The organism is Herbaspirillum sp. NPDC101396 (assembly GCF_044767365.1).
Lineage (GTDB): Bacteria > Pseudomonadota > Gammaproteobacteria > Burkholderiales > Burkholderiaceae_D > Herbaspirillum.
This window is the reverse complement of sequence record NZ_JBIWNT010000002.1, coordinates 729,892-748,451: the sequence shown is the minus strand read 5'-3', so window position 1 is coordinate 748,451 and position 18,560 is coordinate 729,892. Positions and strand designations below refer to the sequence as shown.

Sequence of the window (18,560 nt, the reverse complement as noted above, 5' to 3'; positions counted from 1 at the left end):
TGCGGGAATGGGGATAGACGGATCAAACCGAACGAACCGCTATCGAACGTTGCCCCATCCCTGTCAGATCTTTTTTCTCAGGCGACACCTTGTGCCGCCTGAGCTCGTCTTATTTTTCTGACTGCTTACTTCTGACCCAACGCGGCGGCTTCCTTGTTGACCGCGGCGATCAGATCCTTGCCGATGCGGTCGGCCATTTGTGTCTGCACCGGCAGAAGCGCCTTGCGCCATTCAGCCTTTTCCTTGTCGTTGAGGCGATAAATGGTGGTCTTGCCGGTCTTTTGCACGGCGGCCAGCGCGGCATCGTTCTCTTGCTGCGCGATGGCGTTGGCGTACTTGGTGGCATCCTTCATCGCGCCTTCCAGCGCGGTGCGGATGTCAGCAGGCAAGCCGTCCCAGAACTTCTTGTTGACGATCACGGCGTAGCCCAGGTAGCCGTGGTCGGAGACCGTCACGTGCTTCTGCACTTCATGCATTTTCTGGGTGTACAGGTTCGATGGCGGATTCTCGGTGCCGTCGACCACGCCGGTCTGCAGTGCCTGGTAGACCTCAGAGAAGGCCAGTACTTGCGGATTGGCGCCGAGCGCGCGCATCTGCGCATCGAGTACCTTGGACGACTGGATGCGCATCTTCAGGCCGCGGAAGTCAGCCGGCACGTGCAGTGGTTTGTTGGCCGACATGCCCTTGAAACCGTTATCCCAATAGGCCAGACCGGTGATACCCTTTGGCTCCAGCTTCTTGAACAGGTCCTTGCCGATCGGACCTTCGGTCACGCGGTACAGCACTTCCTTGCTCGGGAAAATATACGGCAGGTCGAAGACCTCGAATTCCTTCACGCCCAGCGGACCAAACTTGGCCAGCGACGGCGCCAGCATCTGCACCGCGCCCAGTTGCAGCGCTTCCAGTTCTTCCTTGTCCTTGTACAGCGTGCTGTTCGGATAGACCTCGACCTTCACGCGCCCCTTGGTGGCTTTTTCGGCCAGCTCCTTGAAACGCTCGGCGGCCTTTCCCTTGGGCGTGTCGTTGGCGACGACGTGGCTGAACTTGATGACGATAGGCGCCTGGGCGAAGGCGTTGCCTGCGATGATCGTTGCGGCGGTGAGCGCAAAAACTAATGACTTGAGCTTCATGGTTGTCCCCTTTTTTGGTTTAGAAAATAGTGTAAAGGTGTGGTCACAATTCTGACTGAGCGCATTTTGACATGACAAAAAGCTGACACAACTGTGGATAACCACAATTTGCATGACGCATTGCAACATCTGACGTACGTCCGACGAACATCGTCCACCGTAAGTCTGCTCGCGATAAACTACGCGCATCGAGCCATCGCCCACTTCCGAGTCCATGAAGCCGCAGCACATCTCCTCTCCCTCCCACCTGTTGTCGCCGGGGCGCCGCCACCTGCTGCGCTGGGTCATGCCCATCCTGCTGGTGCTGCTGTTCCTGATGACGCTGATCTGGCTGCCGCGCCAGGCGCAACAGATGGAGTCGAGCGAACGCCAGGAACAGCTCATCGCCGATTCGCTGTGGGTCGAGCAGGCGATCCGTTTCCAGCTCAGCCGCGACGATGAGAGCATGCGCCTGATCGCGCGCGAGATCGTCAACGAGCACCTGAAAAAAGACCAGTTCCGCAGCCGCCTCAACGCGCTGCTGCGCAACAACCGCGAGTTCTATCGCGTCACCTGGTTCAGCGCCGACGGCAAGCCGCTCGCTTCCACCGACGATTTCCCGGTCGCGCGCCACGAATTGTCGACGCCGTCGCAACAGGCCGAAGAGCAGGCGCGCACGATTCGCCGACCGATCTACAGCGCCCCCGCCGTGCCGCCCGGGATCGCCGAGCCGGTGGTGATGGATTACCACATCCCGCTGTTCCGCGAGAATCATTACCTCGGCAGCGTCGTCGCCAGCTATTCGGTGGCGCGCGTGCTCAATGAAATGGTGCCGTGGTGGTTCGCCCAGGACAACGAGATCGTCCTCACCGACACCGACGACAAGGTGGTCGCACGGCGCACGGCCGGCGGCCCGGGCCTGAACGTCTACACCCATCGGCGCGAACTGGAGCTGCCCGGGCTGACGCTGCGACTGCACACCAACAGCACCAAGAGCGCGCCGAAGCTGCTACCCAATCTGCTGGTCGGCTCGGTCATCGTGCTGTCGCTCGGCCTGCTGTGGAGCCTGTGGGCGCTGTGGCGCGACATCAATCGCCGCATGACGGCGGAAGAAGCGCTGGTGCATGAAGTGTCGTTCCGCAGCGCGATGGAAAACTCGCTGGTCACCGGCATGCGCGCACGCGACCTCGAAGGTCGCATCACCTACGTCAATCCGGCCTTTTGCAAGATGGTCGGCATCCCCGCCGACGAGCTGGTCGGCAAGATCCCGCCGATGCCCTACTGGGCGCCGGAAGCGATGGACGAATACCAGGAGCGCTTCTCCAACGTGCTGGCCGGCCGGATTACGCCGCAATTCGAAACCATCTTCCAGCGCAAGGACGGCGAGCGTTTTCCGGTGCTGATTTTCGAATCGCCGCTGGTCGATCAGAACGGCAAGCAGACCGGCTGGATGGGATCGATCCTCGACGTGACCGACCGCAAGCGCGCCGAGGACCTGAGTCGCATGCAGGAAGAAAAGCTGCAGACTGGCGCACGCCTGGCCAGCATGGGCGAAATTGCCTCGACCCTGGCGCATGAGCTGAACCAGCCGCTGGCGGCGATTTCCAGCTACACCACGGGTGCACTCAACATGATGCAGAACGGCGCACTCGATCCAGCCTCGCTGCAACCTGCGCTCGAGAAAATCAATACCCAGGCGCAGCGCGCCGGCAACGTCATCCGCAGCGTGCACCAGTTCGTCAAGAAGCGCGAGCCGACGCGCCAGCCGGTGTCGATCAAGGGCATCGTCGACAACATTGCACCGCTGGTGGAACTGCAGGCGCAGCAATTCCTGGTGGTGGTGCAGACCGCGATTCCCGCCAACCTGCCCAATGTGCTGGGGGATGCGGTACTGCTTGAGCAGGTGCTGCTCAACCTGACCCGCAATGCCATCCAGGCGATGGCGGCGATCGCGCCGGAGCGCCGCATCCTGCGGATTGCCGCCGCACTCGACCGGCAGACGTCGTCGCAGCAATCGACCCAGCAATCCGTGGTGGTGTCTGTGACCGACCAGGGCCACGGCATCCCGCCCGAAGTCGCCGCCGCCCTGTTCTCGCCGTTCTTCTCGACCAAGGCCGAGGGCATGGGGATGGGGCTCAACATCTGCCGCACCACCATCGAATTCCATGGCGGCACGCTGACCTATGCCAACAACCCTGCCGGGGGTACAATCTTCCGGTTTTCCTTGCCTTCCCTGCCCGGGCAGGACTCTGCGGTTTGAACCAGAACAAAAACGCGCGCCTTCGGCCAAGCGTCACTATTTCACATGGCATCGATGCTGCACATTGTTGACGACGAAGAGATCATCCGTGATTCGCTCACGTGGCTGGCGCAATCGCGCGCCATTCCCGCCATCGCCTACGCCGGCGCCGCAGCCTTTCTGGCGGCAATGGAGCAGGCCGGTCCAGACAGTTTCGACGTCGACGGCGAATGCATCCTGCTCGATGTTCGCATGCCGGATCAAAGCGGCGTGGCATTGTTCGACACGCTCAAGAGCCGCGGCGTCACACGGCGGCGTCCGGTGATTTTCCTGACCGGCCATGGCGATGTGCCGATGGCGGTCGACATGCTCAAGAACGGCGCCTTCGATTTCTTTGAAAAGCCGTTCAACGACAACCAGCTCATGGACCGCGTGCTGGAGGCTTTGCAGGCCTCGCGCGAAGCCGGCGAACAGGACGCCGTGCGCACGCGCCTGGACTCGCTGTCGACACGCGAACGCGAAGTGCTGAACCTGATCCTGGCCGGCAAAATGAACAAGGTCATCGCCGACGAGCTCGGCATCAGCATGCGCACGGTGGAAGTGCACCGCGCCCACATCTTCGACAAAATGAACGTCAAGACCGCCGTCGAACTTGCGCGCCTGCTCAAGTAACAACCAACGCAAGCCGAATACCCATGCAAGTCATCTCACTGTTGCTGCCCGATTTCATCCTGATCCTGATGGGCGTGATCATCTTCCGCATCACCAACTGGGGTGAAGCGTTCTGGGCCGGCATGGAAAAGATGGTCTATTACCTGCTGTTCCCGGCGCTGCTGTTCTATTCCACCGCGCGCCTGCAGCTCAATCTCGCCACCACCGGCAAGTTTGTCGAAGTCGGCGTGCTGGCGCTGCTGGCCGGCGTGGCGCTGACCTGGATCGGCAAGCCCTTCATCAAGGCCGGTCCCATGACTTACGAGTCGGGCATGCAGACCGCCTTCCGTTTCAACTCCTACATTGCGCTGGCGCTGGCGTCACGCCTGGCGGGCGAAAAAGGCGTGGGATTGATGGCGCTGCTGATCGGCTTCGGCGTCCCCTTGTGCAACATGGCCGCCGTGCATGCGCTGGCCCATCGCAGCGGTAACCTGGGAAGCGAGCTGGCGCGCAATCCCCTGCTGATCGCAACCGGTTCCGGCCTGCTGTTCGCGCTGTGCGGGTTCACCTTGCCGGAAGTTGCCGGCGCGGTCTTGTCGCGTCTCGGCAGCGCCTCGATTGCGCTGGGTCTGCTGATGGTCGGCGCGGGTCTGCGCCTGGCGGGAATACGTGAAGACAAACTGATGACGACCTACTTCACTGCCATCAAATTACTGGCGGTGCCGGCCGTCGCTTATGTGCTGGGACGCTGGCTCGAACTGCCGCAGCTGCAGTTGCAGATCGTGGTGCTGTTCTGCTCGCTGCCGACGGCGTCGAGCTGCTACATCCTCGCTGCGCGCATGGGCGGCAACGGCCCCATGACGGCCTTCCTGATTTCACTCGGCACGCTGGTGTCGGCAGTGACGATTCCGTTCTGGTTGATGCTGGTGCATTGAGAGTCATCGTCGCCCCGGCGCTCACCGGGACGACGGTTTTACCGTGGAGCTTACTTAACTTGCCCGGCCGGCTCCAGCACAATCCGCTGCACCGTCGCCTCCTCCACCGCCTTGCGCGAATACAGCAGCGGGAAGTATTCCCCGTTCAGCCATTTGTCGGCCAGGTCGCGATAGTGCGGGCTGTCCGGGTCGCCCGATTGGCCCGGCGAATTGACCGCTTTGGAGTTATCCCAGTTGCCGACGTCGACCACCACCCGGAACGACGGGCCGTTGGTCTGGCGGAAGTCGCTGGGGCGATAGGTCGACTGGTTCGGCGAATAGGCGCCGCCGTGTTTCGGCAGTGGTCCGACGTTCAGTTTCGCGCGCGTCGCCTCGTCCACCACACCGGCCAGCGGATGCTCCATCAAGTTGTGATGCAGCTTGCCCCATTGCCATTTGCTGGCGTCATCGCCCTGCAACTTCACCATCTCGGCAAAGGCGCCAGCCAGACTCGTCAGCAAGACGTCATCGCGCTTCTTCGCCGCGTCGGCGCCAAACCGGGCCTGCGGCTGCTCCAGCGTGTCAAGCATCACGGCGACATCGGGCGCGCCCATCGCCGCTGCCGCTTCCTTGCTCAGCACGGCTTCCTTGAAGGCCTTGCCCAGGTGGCGCGTGAGCCAGACTTCATACAGCGCGGCCTGCGGTGAATCGACGCGTTCGACATCATCCCAGCTGTTGAAAATATTTAACGCCGCTTGCGTCTGCGCATCGCCCGACGTCAACGGCTTGAGCAGCGCGCCAAGCCGGCGTGCGGGAATCGCCAGGTCGTCGTTCTGCAGGCGCATCGAATCTTCCAGCGACACCTTCGGCAATGAGGCCAGCACTTCGCTGATGCGCGAGAAGCGCGAATTGTTGGTCCACTCGAAGCCGAGCTTGCGCTCGCGGTAAGGATAGTCGTCCGGCAGGTTCATCTGGTTGGCCGACGCGAACCAGCCCTGCTTGGGGTTGTAGGTTGACGGCAGCTGATCGCCGGTCCAGAATCCGGCCCACTCATAGCGACCGTCGCCCGGCACCGGCAGCAAGCCGTCCCAGTTCGGACGCTTCGGCGCGAGACCGCCCGGCACCCAGCCGATGTTGCCCTTGACGTCGGCGTAGACCTGGTTCTCGGTCGGCGCGCCCCAGTTCAGCATGGCGCGCTTGAAGGATTTGAAATTCTTGGCGCGCATGTAATCGATGCTGCCGAAGTACGGCGACATGCCCGGCTCCAGCCAGCCGGAGCGCACGGCGAAGGCGCGGTTCTTTTCCTGCTCGACGAAGATCACCGGACCGTGCCGCGTGAACTTCAGCTCGGCAGTTGTCGATGTGCCGCCCTTGACCTTGATCGCTTCGCGCAGGACCTTGAAGCGCTCCCACTTGCCCTGGTATTTGTACTCGTCGGGATTGGCGGGATTGAGCTCGTAGACATAGAGGTCTTCTTGGTCGATGTTGAAGATCGTCAGGCCGAATGCAATGGTGCCGTTGTGGCCGATCGACACACCCGGCAAGGCCGGCTCGCCGGCGCCGATGACGTTCAGGCCGGGCGCGCTCAGATGCGTGATGTAACGCAGCGACGGTGCAGAGTAAGCGCGATGCGGATCATTGGCCATGATGGCGCGACCGGTGGCGGATTTTCCCGGCGAGACCACCCAGTTATTGCTGCCTTCCATGGTCTCTTCGGGGTTCTCGGCGGCGGCAATGCGGATAGTCGCGCCTTGATCATCGGCTGCGGTGCTCAGACTTTCCTTGGTGATCTTGACGTTTTGCGTGGCCAGCCCGAATACCTTGAGCAAGTCCTTGGGCAGGCAAGGATCAAGGCCCTGCGGCATGATCGCCTCCCATTGCGGCGTCAGGCCGGAGCGAATTTCATCGGACTTGAGATCGGCCTTGCAGGCGACGTTGGCGCGCGCGACTTCGCTGGTGAGGTTGCGCGTGAGGCCGTGGCTGCGGATGCGCACCACGTCTTCGGCCTGCCACCGCGCCGGCAGGTAAGCCAGTTGCTTGAACTCATACGGCAGCCGCTCGGGATGCACCGTGACATAGTCGACATAGGCGTTGATGCCGGCGACGAAGGCGCTCGCCACGTGTTCGGAATGCTTGCCGTAGGATTTCCACTCGCGCTGCATATCTCCGCGATAGAGGAACAGGCGCGTCGCCTGGTCTTGCGCGACGTAGGCCGGACCGAACACTTCGGACAATTGGCCCAGTCCACGGCGACGCCACAAATCAATCTGGAACAGACGATCACGCGCGGCGTTGAAACCCTGCACGAAGAAGGCGTCGTCCTGGCTGGCGGCATAGATGTGCGGCACGCCCCATTTGTCGACGAGGATCTCGGCCTTCTTGTGCAGGCCGGGGACGCGCAGGGTTTCGGATTCGCCTGCCGCATGGGCCGTCATGGACAGCGCCATCGCGGCGCAACCGGACAGCAGCAGCGCAGCGGATAAAGGTTTCAGTTTTGTCATCAGGTGTCTCCATCTATATTTTTTATGGAGACAACACTTTACAAGGAATGTTGCGCCAGCGCCCACTCAACGTGTTCGCGCACCAGTTCGGAAGGATGCTCGAGACGCGCGTGCAGCGCCGCGACGATGTCCGCATCGCCCTTGTGCGTGCCGGCGGCGTTGCCGAGGCCGACCGCCATGTTGCGCAGCCAGCGTTCGTGGCCGATGCGGCGGATTGCGCTGCCTTCGGTGTTGCGGTTGAAATCGTCTTCGCTCCAGTTCAGCAATTCGATCAGCGAAGCGCTGCCGAGACCATGGCGCGCGTCGAAGTCAGGCAAGGTCGAGGTCTGGGCGAACTTGTTCCACGGGCAGTACAACTGGCAGTCGTCGCAACCATAGACGCGGTTGCCGATCAGGCTGCGCAGCTCGACCGGGATGCTGCCCTTGAGCTCGATGGTGAGGTAGGAAATGCAACGGCGCGCATCGAGCTCGTACGGCGCGACGATGGCCTGGGTCGGACAGACGTCGATGCAGGCGCTGCACTGGCCGCAATGCGGCGTAATCGGTTCGTCGACCGGCAGCGCCAGGTCGGTGAACAGTTCGCCGAGGAAAAACATGGAGCCGGCTTCGCGGTTGAGCAGCAGCGTGTGTTTGCCGCGCCAGCCGAGGCCGGATTTCTCGGCCAGTGCGACTTCCATCACGGGCGCCGAATCGGTGAAGACGCGATAGCCGAAGGCGCCGATCTCCTTCTCGATGCGGCCGGCCAGTTGCTGCAGCCGCGCGCGCAAAACTTTGTGGTAATCGCGGCCGCGCGCATACAGCGAGACCACTGCAGCAGAGCCGTCGGCGCCGCGCCCTTCTTCGCGCTCGCGCCAGTCAGGGGCGGTGTCGCGCGGCAGGTAAGGCATCCGCGCGGTGATCACGCGCACCGTGCCGGGCACCAATTCGGCGGGCCGGGCGCGCTTCATGCCGTGGCTTGCCATATAATCCATCTCGCCGTGGTAGCCCTTGTCCAGCCACGCCTGAAAACCCGCCTCCCGATGCGACAGATCGACGTCGGCAATGCGCAGGTCGGCGAACCCGAGTTCGCGCCCCCAGGCTTTGATGGTGTCGGCAAGTGCTACAAGGTCAGTCATCGATCGTTTTCACTACGTCGCTTAAAACAAGAATCAAACAAGAATTTATGCAGCCATCGCGTCACACCCATTTGCAGGATGAAGCCGGCACCGCAGCCCTGGGCGCATCGCTGGCCCAGGTGCTGGAACCCGGCATGGCGATCTACCTGCACGGCGACCTCGGCGCCGGCAAGACCGCGCTCACGCGGGCGCTGCTGCATGCCGCCGGCTACGCGGGACGCGTCAAAAGCCCGACTTACACGCTGGCCGAACCGTATGAGGTGAAGCTGGCAGACCGCATGGTAACCGTAATCCACTTCGACCTCTACCGCATGGCCAGCCCGGAAGAGTTCCTGGATGCGGGTTTTCGTGAACATTTCAACGAAAACAGCATCTGCATCATCGAATGGCCGGAAAAGGGCGACCCCGTGTTGCCTGCTCCGGATATCAATATCTCGCTAACGGTTGCAGGACACGGACGTGATGTAGAATTACGAGCGTTGTCTGACAAGGGTCATCAATGCCTCGCTCGACTGAAATTCGCTCCAAATCTGTGACATCCAAGACTCGCCGCACCATCCTCAAGGCAGGCGGCACGCTCCTCGTCTCCGTATTGACTCCCCTGCCGGCGCTGGCCTCGCAAATCCTCGCGGTGCGCGTGTGGCCGTCCGACGACTATACCCGCGTCACGCTGGAAAACGACAGCAACCTCAAGGTAACCCACTTCATCGTCAAGAATCCGGAACGCCTGGTGGTCGATATCGAAGGCATCGACCTCAATTCGACGCTGAAAGACCTGGTCGCCAAGATCCAGCCCAACGATCCCTATATCAAGCAGGTCCGCGTCGGCCAGAACCGCCCCAGCGTAGTGCGGCTGGTGTTCGACCTGAAGGACGAGATCAAGCCGCAGGTGTTCACGCTGGAGCCGGTCGGCGAATACAAGTACCGTTTCGTCATCGACCTCTACCCGGCCAACCCGCCCGACCCGATCGCCGCGCTGATCCAGAAGGGCAACTGGCCCAAGGATCAGCAGGCCGAAGTCAGGCCGCCGCTGGCCGAAGCCAAACCTGATCCCAAAGCTGCGCCGCAAGTACAGGATGAAGATCCGCCGTTCGCCGCCAAGGCCAGACCGCAGGACGACACCAAGCTGCAATTGACGCGCATGATCACCATCGCGCTCGACCCCGGCCACGGTGGCGAAGATCCCGGCGCCATCGGCAGCCGCGGCAACCGCGAAAAAGACGTGGTGCTGTCGATCGCCAAGCGCCTCAAGAAGAAGATCGAAGAACAGCCGAACATGCGCGTCATGCTGACCCGCGACGCCGACTTCTTCGTCCCGCTGGGCATGCGCGTGCAAAAGGCGCGCAAGGTGCAGGCAGACCTGTTCATCTCGATCCACGCTGACGCCTTCGTGCAACCGACCGCGCGCGGTTCCTCGGTGTTCGCCCTGTCGGAAAAAGGCGCCAGTTCAACCGCGGCGCGTTGGCTTGCCAACAAGGAAAATTCGGCCGACATGATCGGCGGCGTCAACATCAAGACCCACGACAAACAATTGGCGAGCGTCCTGCTCGACTTGTCGACCACCGCCCAGATCAATGACAGCCTGCGCATTGGCAATGCCGTGCTCAAGGAAATCGGCGGCATCAACAAGCTGCACAAGGGCGCCGTCGAGCAAGCCGGCTTTGCCGTGCTGAAGGCGCCGGACATCCCCAGCATCCTTATCGAGACGGCTTTCATCTCCAATCCGGAAGAAGAAGCCAAGCTCACCGACAACAGTTATCAGGATGACATGGCCGACGCCATCATGACCGGCATCAAGAAGTATTTCTCGAAAAATCCGCCGCTGGCCAAGAACAAGCTGACCTGAGTTGATCGGGGTCTGCCCCGTCTGCGCCACTGTCTCTTCCACTCCCGGCCATCGCGCCGGGAGTGTTCATTTGGACCGCTTTTTTTTGCCGGGCGGCATCGTAACCGGCCTCCAAGGCCGAACAGAACTGTATTCCCGCCTCATTTCCGCCCATCGCAGCAGCCCCGCGCGGCCGTATGATGAATTGTCTCGCGAGGCGTCGGAGTTGCTCTCTTGCGTCCGGGGACAATCATAAAGAGCAAACTGGCGTCCATTGCTGTCACCGGCCTCCGGTTGCTCAAAAAACACAGCGTCATCTTCCACTGCCATACCCAAGGTATTTTCCGACAGCAATATCCGCATTGCGTGTTTTACAACTGGGAGGAACAAGTGAAGATTGCCAACATCACCATCAGCCGTCGTCTTTGGCTGGGCTTTGGATTGCTGACACTGTTGATGATCGCCATGGCGGTCGTCGGCGTGAACCGGCTTGCTCAGCTCAACCACCAGATGAACGACGTCATCCACGACAAATATCCCAAGACCGTGGCCGCCGGCGACATCGTCGACCAGATCAACCTGGTTGCGCGCTCGCTGCGCAACATCCTGCTGCTCAAGGACCCCGCGCAGATCAAGAGCGAAAACGACCGCATCGTCGGCGCCGACAAAGCCATCCAGGAACGCCTGGCCGAACTCGACAAGCGGCTGGCCGACGATCAGAGCCGTGCGCTGCTGGCCGATCTGATCAAGGCGCAAACGAATTACGTCGACAAACGCGACAAGGTACGCCAGATGGTGGTCGACGGCACCAAGGACGGCGCCATCGACATGCTCATCGGCGAAGTACGGCCGGTCCAGAGCGCATACATGACTGCGGTCGACAAGCTGATCAGACAGCAAAACGAGATGATGGTGACATCCGGCGACGAAGTGGAGCGCAACTATGAACACGCCAGAAACATGCTCATCGTGCTGGCCGCCCTCGGCCTCGTGATGGCGGGAAGCATCGCCTGGGGCATCACGCGCAGCATCACCATACCGCTCAACCGCGCTGTCGCAGTCGCCAGGACGGTGGCGTCCGGCGACCTCACCTCCGAGATCGACAGCAGCGGCAAGGACGAAACCGCGCAATTGCTGGAGGCGCTGAAAACCATGAACGACAATCTGCTGAAGATTGTCAGCCAGGTCCGCAGCGGCACCGACACCATCGCCACCGCCTCCGGCGAAATCGCCAGCGGCAATCTCGACCTTTCGAGCCGCACCGAACAGCAGGCCGGCTCGCTGGAAGAAACCGCGTCGGCCATGGAAGAACTCACCTCGACCGTCAGGCAGAACGCCGACAACGCGCGCCAGGCCAATGAGCTGGCGGCGTCGGCCTCGGAAGTTGCGACCCAGGGCGGCAACGTGGTCGGTCAGGTGGTCACGACCATGGAGTCCATCAACGAGTCGTCCCGCAAGATCGTCGACATCATCAGCGTGATCGACGGCATTGCCTTCCAGACCAATATCCTGGCGTTGAACGCCGCCGTCGAAGCCGCGCGCGCCGGCGAGCAGGGACGCGGCTTTGCCGTGGTGGCGTCGGAAGTGCGCAGCCTGGCGCAACGCAGCGCATCGGCCGCGAAGGAGATCAAGACGCTGATCAACGACTCCGTGGAAAAAGTCGGCAACGGCAGCAAACTGGTGGCCCAGGCCGGCAACACCATGAGCGAGGTGGTGCAAAGCGTCAGGCGCGTGACCGAGATCGTCGGCGAAATCACCGTCGCCGGCCAGGAGCAAAGCGAGGGCATCGAACAAATCAATCAGGCCGTCACGCAGATGGACGAGACCACGCAGCAGAACGCCGCCCTGGTCGAACAGGCGGCCGCAGCGGCGCAGTCCTTGCAAGACCAGGCCGATCGCCTGGCGCAGGTGGTCGGAATATTCAAGCTCGGCGGGTACCAGCTGCTCGGTGACGACGGTCTGGTGCAACGCAAGACCAGGCCGGCGGTCGCCGCGAAAGCCCCGCCGATGCGGCTTGGCCGCGCTGCTCAACCGGTGGCGCTCGGCAGCGACAAACAGTGGAAGGAATTCTGATGAGACGCAGCCGGGCAATCGATCAGACCGGCTACTCCTTGCCGATTATTGACGTTTCGAAAAGAACTTGCGGTAGAACTGCCACAGCGCGCCAAGCACGATCGGCAGGATCGCGGCGGCGATGCCGATCAGGACCAGCGTGTTGAGATTCTGACGCACCCATGGCAAGTTGCCGAACAGGTAACCGAACGCCAGCAGGCCGACCACCCACAACAGGGCGCCGATGATGTTGAAGAACTGGAACTTGATGAAGGTCATCGCCGACACGCCGGCGATGAACGGCGCGAAGGTGCGCACGATGGGCGTGAAGCGCGCCAGGATGATGGTCTTGCCGCCGTGTTTTTCGTAGAAGGCGTGGGTCTTGGCAAGCGCGGCGGGATTGAGCCAGCGGTAGTTGTGCGTGAAGACGCGGTGCCCGATGGCGCTGCCGATCCAATAGTTGAGGGTGTTGCCGGTCACGGCCGCGACCACCAGCAGGAACATCAGCAGCCAGATGTTCATGGCGCCGGTGGCGCAAAAGGTGCCGGCAATGAATAGCAGCGAGTCGCCGGGAAGAAAGGGCAACACCACCAGACCGGTTTCGCAGAAGATGATCAGGAACAGCACCACATAAATCATCGTGCCGTATTGTTCTATCAGGATGCCGAGGGACTTGTCGACGTGCAACAGCACGTCCAGTAACTGCAAGTAATCCATGGAACTCATTTCATAAATAGCCGTGAGTGCGAACGATCCTGTTTGGGAGGTAGTGCAAGGCGCGTCGCGCAGCCAAGGGTGGCTCCCTTGGCAAGCGGCGCAACGCAGCAATACGCCCAAACAGGACGTTCCCGAAGGGTTTGCCCCAGAAAGGGCGCTGGCCGCGTTGCGCTCCTTGCGCGTGGCACCGCCACGCGACGCGTCGCACGCCTTGCCAGCGCCCTTTCTGGGGCAAACGCATCTCGCGGCTATTCATGAAATGAGTTCCGCACTCATTTCGTTTTTGACGCCGCTCAGGCTGCGCCGGAATCATACACTACTCGACCCGGCGGGCCGTCGCCGGATAGCAGGGCTGGTTAGGCAGGAACAATGTCAAGAGGCGACTCAACAGGTAAATCGTTTTAAAGAAAAAACTTATTTGATCTGCATGCTCAAGAACAACAACTATGTTTCCGATAACAACGGATATGCCGACCGCTGCACTTCCCCAATAAAAGCGACGGCATGTCTTATCAACGGGAGACTCTGAATGCGCATCACAAATTTGAAAATCGGCGTTCGGCTGGGACTTGGCTTTGCCATTCTGGTTATGCTGCTCATCGCCACCGGCTTTCTCGGCGGCAACCGCCTGGCATCACTAAACGGCGAGATGTCGATGGTCGTGAATGAGACCTACCCCAAGACCGTCTATGCCAACGACATCATCATCCAGGAAAACCTGATCATCCGCGCCACCCGCAATCTGCTGCTGATGTCCGACCCGGAACAGCTCAAGGCGCAGAACGCGATTTTCTCTCCGGCCTTCCAGACCGTGGCGGCCGACATGGACAAGCTGGACAAGGGCATCAGGAGTGAACGCGGCCGTGAGCTGTTCAAGGAAATCCAGCGCAGCCGCAGCGAATACGTCGCCGCCAGCGACCAGGTGCTCAAGAACATCGCCGCCGGCGAAAAAGACAAGGCGGTGGCGCTGCTGTTCGCCGGCGGCACCTTCGACCTGCAGCAGAAGTACCTGAAATCCCTGACCGAGTTGATCAAATACCAAGACAAGCTGATGAAGGACGCCGGCGCATTGGTGGAGCAACAATACCGCAGCGCACTCAACCTGATCATCCTGCTGACCGCGACGGCGTTGCTGGTGGCGGTGGCGATTGCCTATTTCACAACGCGCAGCATCACGCGTCCACTCAACCGCGCCGTCGGCCTGGCCGAAACGGTGGCGGCGGGCGACCTGACCTCGCGCATAGACAGCGACAGCAAGGACGAAACCGGCAAACTGCTGTCCGCCCTCAAGGTCATGAACGCACGCCTGCTGCAGATCGTCGGCGAAGTGCGCGTCAGCACCGACACCATTGCCACCGCCTCGAGCGAAATCGCCACCGGCAATCTCGACCTCTCCTCACGCACCGAGCAGCAAGCCGGCGCACTGGAAGAAACCGCGTCCGCGATGGAAGAACTGACCTCGACCGTCCGCCAGAACGCCGACAATGCGCGCCAGGCCAACCAGCTGGCGGCAACCGCATCGCAAGTGGCGGAGCAAGGCGGTACGGTGGTCAGCCAGGTGGTCGACACCATGAACAACATCAATGATTCGTCGAAGAAAATCGTCGACATCATCAGTGTGATCGATGGCATCGCCTTCCAGACCAACATCCTCGCGTTGAACGCCGCAGTCGAAGCTGCGCGTGCCGGCGAACAGGGCCGCGGCTTTGCCGTGGTGGCTTCCGAAGTACGCAGCCTGGCGCAACGTTCGGCATCGGCTGCCAAGGAAATCAAGGAACTGATCGCCGACTCGGTGCAAAAGGTCGGTGAAGGCAGCAAGCTGGTGGCGCAAGCCGGCACGACCATGGACGAGGTGGTCGCCAGCGTCAAACGCGTCACCGACGTTGTCAGCGAAATCAGCGCAGCCAGTCAGGAACAAAGCCAGGGCATTGAGCAGATCAACCAGGCCATCACGCAGATGGACCAGACCACGCAGCAGAACGCCGCGCTGGTGGAAGAAGCCGCCGCTGCTGCGCAATCGATGCAGGAACAGGCCGGTCGGCTGACGCAGGCGGTCAGCGTGTTCAGGATTTCGGGTAACGACGCCGCTCAGGCGCCGGCTGCAGTCAAGGTTGCGACGGTGGTGCGCAAAGCGGCGCCGGCGATTGCCAAAGCCGTCAAGCCCGCCGCCGCGCCGGCCAGGAAAGTACCGGCAGCATTGCCGGCAGTCAAGCCCATCACCGCCAAAGCTGACGACGGCGGCGACGATCAGTGGGAACAGTTTTAAGAAATAGTTGTAAGACGCCGTTTTAACAAATTCGGTGCAACCCGCCCGAGAGCGGGACCGGATGCAAGGCAGATGCTGGTCAGATTCAAACCGGACGCAACATAAATCATACCGAGCGGAGAATTGACGCGTATGAGTGCAGTCAAGGAACGGGAGGGGAACGACTCCATGATGGACGCCGAACGCATCGGCCTCGAGCTTGAACAATGCCGCAGCTCCCTTGCAGAAAAAGAGGCGCTGCTGGCGGCGTTTTCTCGCTCGATGGCAATCCTTGAACTGGCGCCGGATGGCACCATCCTGTCGGCCAATGAGAATTTCCTCACGCTGATGGCGTACCGGCGCAGCGACATCGTCGGCCACCATCACCGCATGCTGTGCAATCCGGTGCACGCTGAATCACCCGAATACGCCGAGTTCTGGCGACGCCTGCACCAGGGAGAAGTCGTGTCCGGCACCTTGCAGCGCATGCGCAGCGACGGCTCGCGGCTGTGGCTGGAAGCCACCTGCAATCCGGTGTTCGACGCCGAGGGACGCTTGCTGCGGGTGGTTTCAATTGCCGCCGACATCACCGCCCATATCGACGACTCGCAGGAAAAGCACAGCGTGCTGCGTGCGCTCAACCGCTCACTCGGCGTGATTGAATTTTCTGCCGATGGCATCATCGTCGGCGCCAACGGCAACTATCTCAAGACCATGGGCTACCTGCCCGAAGAGATCGTCGGCAAGCATCACCGCTTCCTGTGCGAACCGGATTACGTCGGCAGCCAGGAGTACGAAAATTTCTGGCGCGACGTCAACCAGGGCCGCTTCTTCTCCGGCCGTTTCAAACGCATCGCGCGCGACGGCCGGCCGGTGTGGTGGGAAGCCACCTATACGCCGGTGTTCGATCTCGAAGGCAAGCCGATCAAGATCATCAGCATCGGCTCGGACGTGTCGTACCGCATGGTGCGCGAGCAGCGCGACCGCGAGTATCAACACTTGCTGTCGCTGGGCATCAATGAAACCGACAATGCGGTGTTCATCACCAACGACGCCAATCACATCGTCTTCCACAACACCGGGTTCAGCCGCATGCTCGGCTTCACCGCGGAGGAAGTCATCGGCCGTCGGCCGCGCGAGTTGTTCGAGGGGCAGACCGCCATCCTCAAGCTGATCGAGGACTGCTATGCGGTAATCGCCGAGGGCCGCAGTTTCCACGGCGAAGAAATGATGGTCGACAAACAGGGCCATCCGCTGTGGGTATCGACCGTGGTCAATCCGATCCTCGACGGCGACGGCAAACTGATCAATGCGGTCTGCATCCTGACCGACATCACCAACACCAAGATGCACGAAGTTCTGCAATACAAGGCGCTCAATGCCATGGTGCGTGAGGCCAGCCTGCAGGAAGTGCTGACCATGGTGTGCGTGGAACTGGAACGCATGGCGCCCGACGTGGCGGCGTCGATCCTGCGCGTGGACGAACAGGGCTTGCTGCATCCGGTGGCCGGACCCAGTCTTCCGGAAGAATACAGCCGCGCACTCGAGGGTGTGGCGATCGGCCCGAGCGTCGGCTCCTGCGGCACCGCGGCGTTCCGCGCCGAGCCGGTGGAGGTGACGGACATTGCCACCGATCCGCTATGGGCCGAATATCGCCACCTGGTGCTGCCCACGGGTTTGCAGTCGTGCTGGTCGACGCCGATCAAGTCGGCCGATGGCCGCGTGATCGGCACGTTTGCGTTCTACTATCACAGCAAACGCCGCCCCGATCCCTTCCATCACCGCCTGGTGGATGTCAGCCTGCACTTGTGCGCGCTGGCGCTGGAGCGCGAAGAGGCGCGCTCGCGCATCCACCGGCTGGCGTTCTACGATTCGCTGACCGGGTTGCCCAATCGCAGCCTGCTGCTGGTCAACGCCAACCAGGCCATCGCCAATGCGGCGCGCACCAAGATTCCGCTGGCGGTGCTGTTCATCGACCTCGACCGTTTCAAGCAGATCAACGACTCGCTGGGGCATCAGGCCGGTGACGAACTGCTGCGCACGGTCGCCAGCCGCCTGCAGATCGAGGCGCGCAAGTCGGACATTGTCGGCCGCTTGTCCGGCGACGAGTTTGTCATCGTGCTGGCGCAATGCGACCTGAACCGCGTCACGGACGTCGTCAAGCGCATCCAGGCCAGCCTGTCGCTGCCCTGCCATATTGCCGGCGTGGCGATCACGCCCTCGGCCAGCATCGGCATCAGCCTGTTTCCCGACAACGGTGAGACCATAGAGATCCTGCTGCATCGCGCCGACATGGCGATGTACCAGACCAAGGCCAGCAACCGCGGCCGCTTCAGCTTCTTCAGCGAAGAGATGAATTCCCAGGCGCAGGAACGCCTGGCGCTGGAGGGCGCGCTACGCGACGCGCTGCGTGGCGGCGATTTCGAGTTGCATTACCAGCCGCAGGTCAATTTCCACACCGGCCTGTTGCACGGTGTGGAGGCGTTGGCGCGCTGGCATCACGACCAGCTTGGCCAGGTCTCGCCGGCGCGCTTCATCCCGATCGCGGAAGAATGCGGCCTGATCGGCGAGCTCGGCAAATGGGCGCTGGAAGAAGCCTGCTTCCAACTGCACGACTGGCGCCGACGCGGCATCAACGTGCCGTCGGTATCGGTCAATCTGTCGTCCACCAACTTCCATGATCTGGAACTACCGCAGTTCATCGCCGGCCTGCTGCAACGCTTCGAACTGGCGCCAGGCGACCTGACGCTGGAAATCACCGAAACCGTGATGATGGACACCAATCCCAGCACCACGCGCACCATCCGCGAAGTGCATGCGCAAGGCGTGAAGCTGGCGATGGACGATTTCGGCACCGGTTATTCAAGTCTCGGCTACCTGCGCAACCTGCCGGTGTGCGAGCTCAAGCTGGACCAGAGTTTTGTGCGCGACATGGACCGCGACCAGACGGTGCTGGCGCTGACCAACGCAGTCATCCGCATCGGTGAAAGCCTCGACCTGATCGTGGTGGCCGAAGGCGTCGAAGACAAGCGGCAATACGATTTGCTGAAACAACAGGGCTGCGATGTGGCGCAAGGCTACCTGTTTTCGCGACCGATGCTGGCCACGGTCTTTGAACATTGGCTGAAAAATTTCAAAATCGACAATTTTCTCTAAAAGTTTTATCAGGGAAACAATATTACGTAGCATTAT

The 18,560-nt window shown here is 61.4% G+C and carries 13 protein-coding genes; 9 read left to right on the top strand and 4 right to left on the bottom strand.

The genetic code is table 11. The annotated features are described in order from the left end of the window. Positions 1 to 125: 125 nt before the first annotated feature. The gene (locus ACIROY_RS08520; protein ID WP_402274456.1) at positions 126 to 1,130 is read right to left on the bottom strand and encodes a TRAP transporter substrate-binding protein; all 1,005 of its coding nucleotides are present in this window, start codon (positions 1,128 to 1,130) and stop codon (positions 126 to 128) included. Between the two features lie 214 nt (positions 1,131 to 1,344). Here ACIROY_RS08520 and ACIROY_RS08515 point away from each other — a divergent pair, with 214 nt between their 5' ends. The 3 genes from ACIROY_RS08515 to ACIROY_RS08505 are packed head-to-tail and all read left to right on the top strand — an operon-like array spanning position 1,345 to position 4,934. Then, positions 1,345 to 3,369 carry a PAS domain S-box protein gene (locus ACIROY_RS08515; RefSeq protein ID WP_402274453.1) on the top strand — a complete coding sequence of 675 codons (2,025 nt, stop codon included), beginning with the start codon at positions 1,345 to 1,347 and terminating at the stop codon, positions 3,367 to 3,369. A gap of 54 nt (positions 3,370 to 3,423) precedes the next feature. Then, on the top strand, positions 3,424 to 4,020 hold the full coding sequence (locus ACIROY_RS08510) for a response regulator transcription factor (RefSeq protein ID WP_402274965.1): 597 nt from the start codon (positions 3,424 to 3,426) through the stop codon (positions 4,018 to 4,020). 23 nt (positions 4,021 to 4,043) lie between these two features. After that, positions 4,044 to 4,934 carry an AEC family transporter gene (locus tag ACIROY_RS08505; protein ID WP_402341165.1) on the top strand — a complete coding sequence of 297 codons (891 nt, stop codon included), beginning with the start codon at positions 4,044 to 4,046 and terminating at the stop codon, positions 4,932 to 4,934. Positions 4,935 to 4,984: 50 nt separating this feature from the next. Here the strand turns inward: ACIROY_RS08505 and ACIROY_RS08500 are convergent, their stop codons facing one another. Beyond that, positions 4,985 to 7,414, bottom strand: coding sequence for a penicillin acylase family protein (locus tag ACIROY_RS08500; protein WP_402341163.1), 2,430 nt, complete (start codon positions 7,412 to 7,414; stop codon positions 4,985 to 4,987). A gap of 38 nt (positions 7,415 to 7,452) precedes the next feature. Next, positions 7,453 to 8,529 carry a tRNA epoxyqueuosine(34) reductase QueG gene (queG, locus tag ACIROY_RS08495; protein WP_402341161.1) on the bottom strand — a complete coding sequence of 359 codons (1,077 nt, stop codon included), beginning with the start codon at positions 8,527 to 8,529 and terminating at the stop codon, positions 7,453 to 7,455. A 47-nt stretch (positions 8,530 to 8,576) separates the two neighbouring features. Here queG and tsaE point away from each other — a divergent pair, with 47 nt between their 5' ends. The 3 genes from tsaE (at position 8,577) to ACIROY_RS08480 (ending at position 12,427) form a co-directional block, all read left to right on the top strand. Then, entirely contained in the window at positions 8,577 to 9,065 is a 489-nt protein-coding gene (gene tsaE, locus ACIROY_RS08490) for a tRNA (adenosine(37)-N6)-threonylcarbamoyltransferase complex ATPase subunit type 1 TsaE (protein ID WP_402274444.1), read from the top strand. Further along, the gene (locus ACIROY_RS08485; RefSeq protein WP_402274441.1) at positions 9,029 to 10,375 is read left to right on the top strand and encodes an N-acetylmuramoyl-L-alanine amidase; all 1,347 of its coding nucleotides are present in this window, start codon (positions 9,029 to 9,031) and stop codon (positions 10,373 to 10,375) included. The genes tsaE and ACIROY_RS08485 overlap by 37 nt, the downstream gene beginning before the upstream one ends. A 369-nt stretch (positions 10,376 to 10,744) precedes the next feature. Continuing rightward, on the top strand, positions 10,745 to 12,427 hold the full coding sequence (locus ACIROY_RS08480; protein WP_402341159.1) for a methyl-accepting chemotaxis protein: 1,683 nt from the start codon (positions 10,745 to 10,747) through the stop codon (positions 12,425 to 12,427). A 45-nt stretch (positions 12,428 to 12,472) separates the two neighbouring features. Here the strand turns inward: ACIROY_RS08480 and ACIROY_RS08475 are convergent, their stop codons facing one another. Continuing rightward, complete coding sequence (locus tag ACIROY_RS08475; protein WP_402341157.1) at positions 12,473 to 13,123, bottom strand: VTT domain-containing protein; 651 nt, start codon at positions 13,121 to 13,123, stop codon at positions 12,473 to 12,475. 22 nt (positions 13,124 to 13,145) lie between these two features. Between ACIROY_RS08475 and ACIROY_RS08470 the strand changes: the two genes are divergently transcribed. The 3 genes from ACIROY_RS08470 (at position 13,146) to ACIROY_RS08460 (ending at position 18,524) form a co-directional block, all read left to right on the top strand. Beyond that, positions 13,146 to 13,652 (top strand): hypothetical protein, encoded by a 507-nt coding sequence (locus tag ACIROY_RS08470; RefSeq protein WP_402341155.1) that lies wholly within the window; start codon positions 13,146 to 13,148, stop codon positions 13,650 to 13,652. Next, the gene (locus ACIROY_RS08465; RefSeq protein WP_402341153.1) at positions 13,653 to 15,389 is read left to right on the top strand and encodes a methyl-accepting chemotaxis protein; all 1,737 of its coding nucleotides are present in this window, start codon (positions 13,653 to 13,655) and stop codon (positions 15,387 to 15,389) included. 168 nt (positions 15,390 to 15,557) lie between these two features. Beyond that, entirely contained in the window at positions 15,558 to 18,524 is a 2,967-nt protein-coding gene (locus ACIROY_RS08460) for an EAL domain-containing protein (protein WP_402341390.1), read from the top strand. Positions 18,525 to 18,560 lie beyond the last annotated feature (36 nt).

Bases quoted from the DNA above. Each gene is read 5' to 3' on its own strand.
- ACIROY_RS08505 (WP_402341165.1), top strand. From the start codon at position 4,044: ATGCAAGTCATCTCACTGTTGCTGCCCGATTTCATCCTGATCCTGATG.
- ACIROY_RS08515 (WP_402274453.1), top strand. From the start codon at position 1,345: ATGAAGCCGCAGCACATCTCCTCTCCCTCCCACCTGTTGTCGCCGGGG.
- queG (WP_402341161.1), bottom strand. From the start codon at position 8,529: ATGACTGACCTTGTAGCACTTGCCGACACCATCAAAGCCTGGGGGCGC.
- ACIROY_RS08460 (WP_402341390.1), top strand. From the start codon at position 15,558: ATGATGGACGCCGAACGCATCGGCCTCGAGCTTGAACAATGCCGCAGC.
- ACIROY_RS08485 (WP_402274441.1), top strand. From the start codon at position 9,029: ATGCCTCGCTCGACTGAAATTCGCTCCAAATCTGTGACATCCAAGACT.
- ACIROY_RS08510 (WP_402274965.1), top strand. From the start codon at position 3,424: ATGCTGCACATTGTTGACGACGAAGAGATCATCCGTGATTCGCTCACG.
- tsaE (WP_402274444.1), top strand. From the start codon at position 8,577: ATGCAGCCATCGCGTCACACCCATTTGCAGGATGAAGCCGGCACCGCA.
- ACIROY_RS08475 (WP_402341157.1), bottom strand. From the start codon at position 13,123: ATGGATTACTTGCAGTTACTGGACGTGCTGTTGCACGTCGACAAGTCC.
- ACIROY_RS08500 (WP_402341163.1), bottom strand. From the start codon at position 7,414: ATGACAAAACTGAAACCTTTATCCGCTGCGCTGCTGCTGTCCGGTTGC.
- ACIROY_RS08520 (WP_402274456.1), bottom strand. From the start codon at position 1,130: ATGAAGCTCAAGTCATTAGTTTTTGCGCTCACCGCCGCAACGATCATC.
- ACIROY_RS08465 (WP_402341153.1), top strand. From the start codon at position 13,653: ATGCGCATCACAAATTTGAAAATCGGCGTTCGGCTGGGACTTGGCTTT.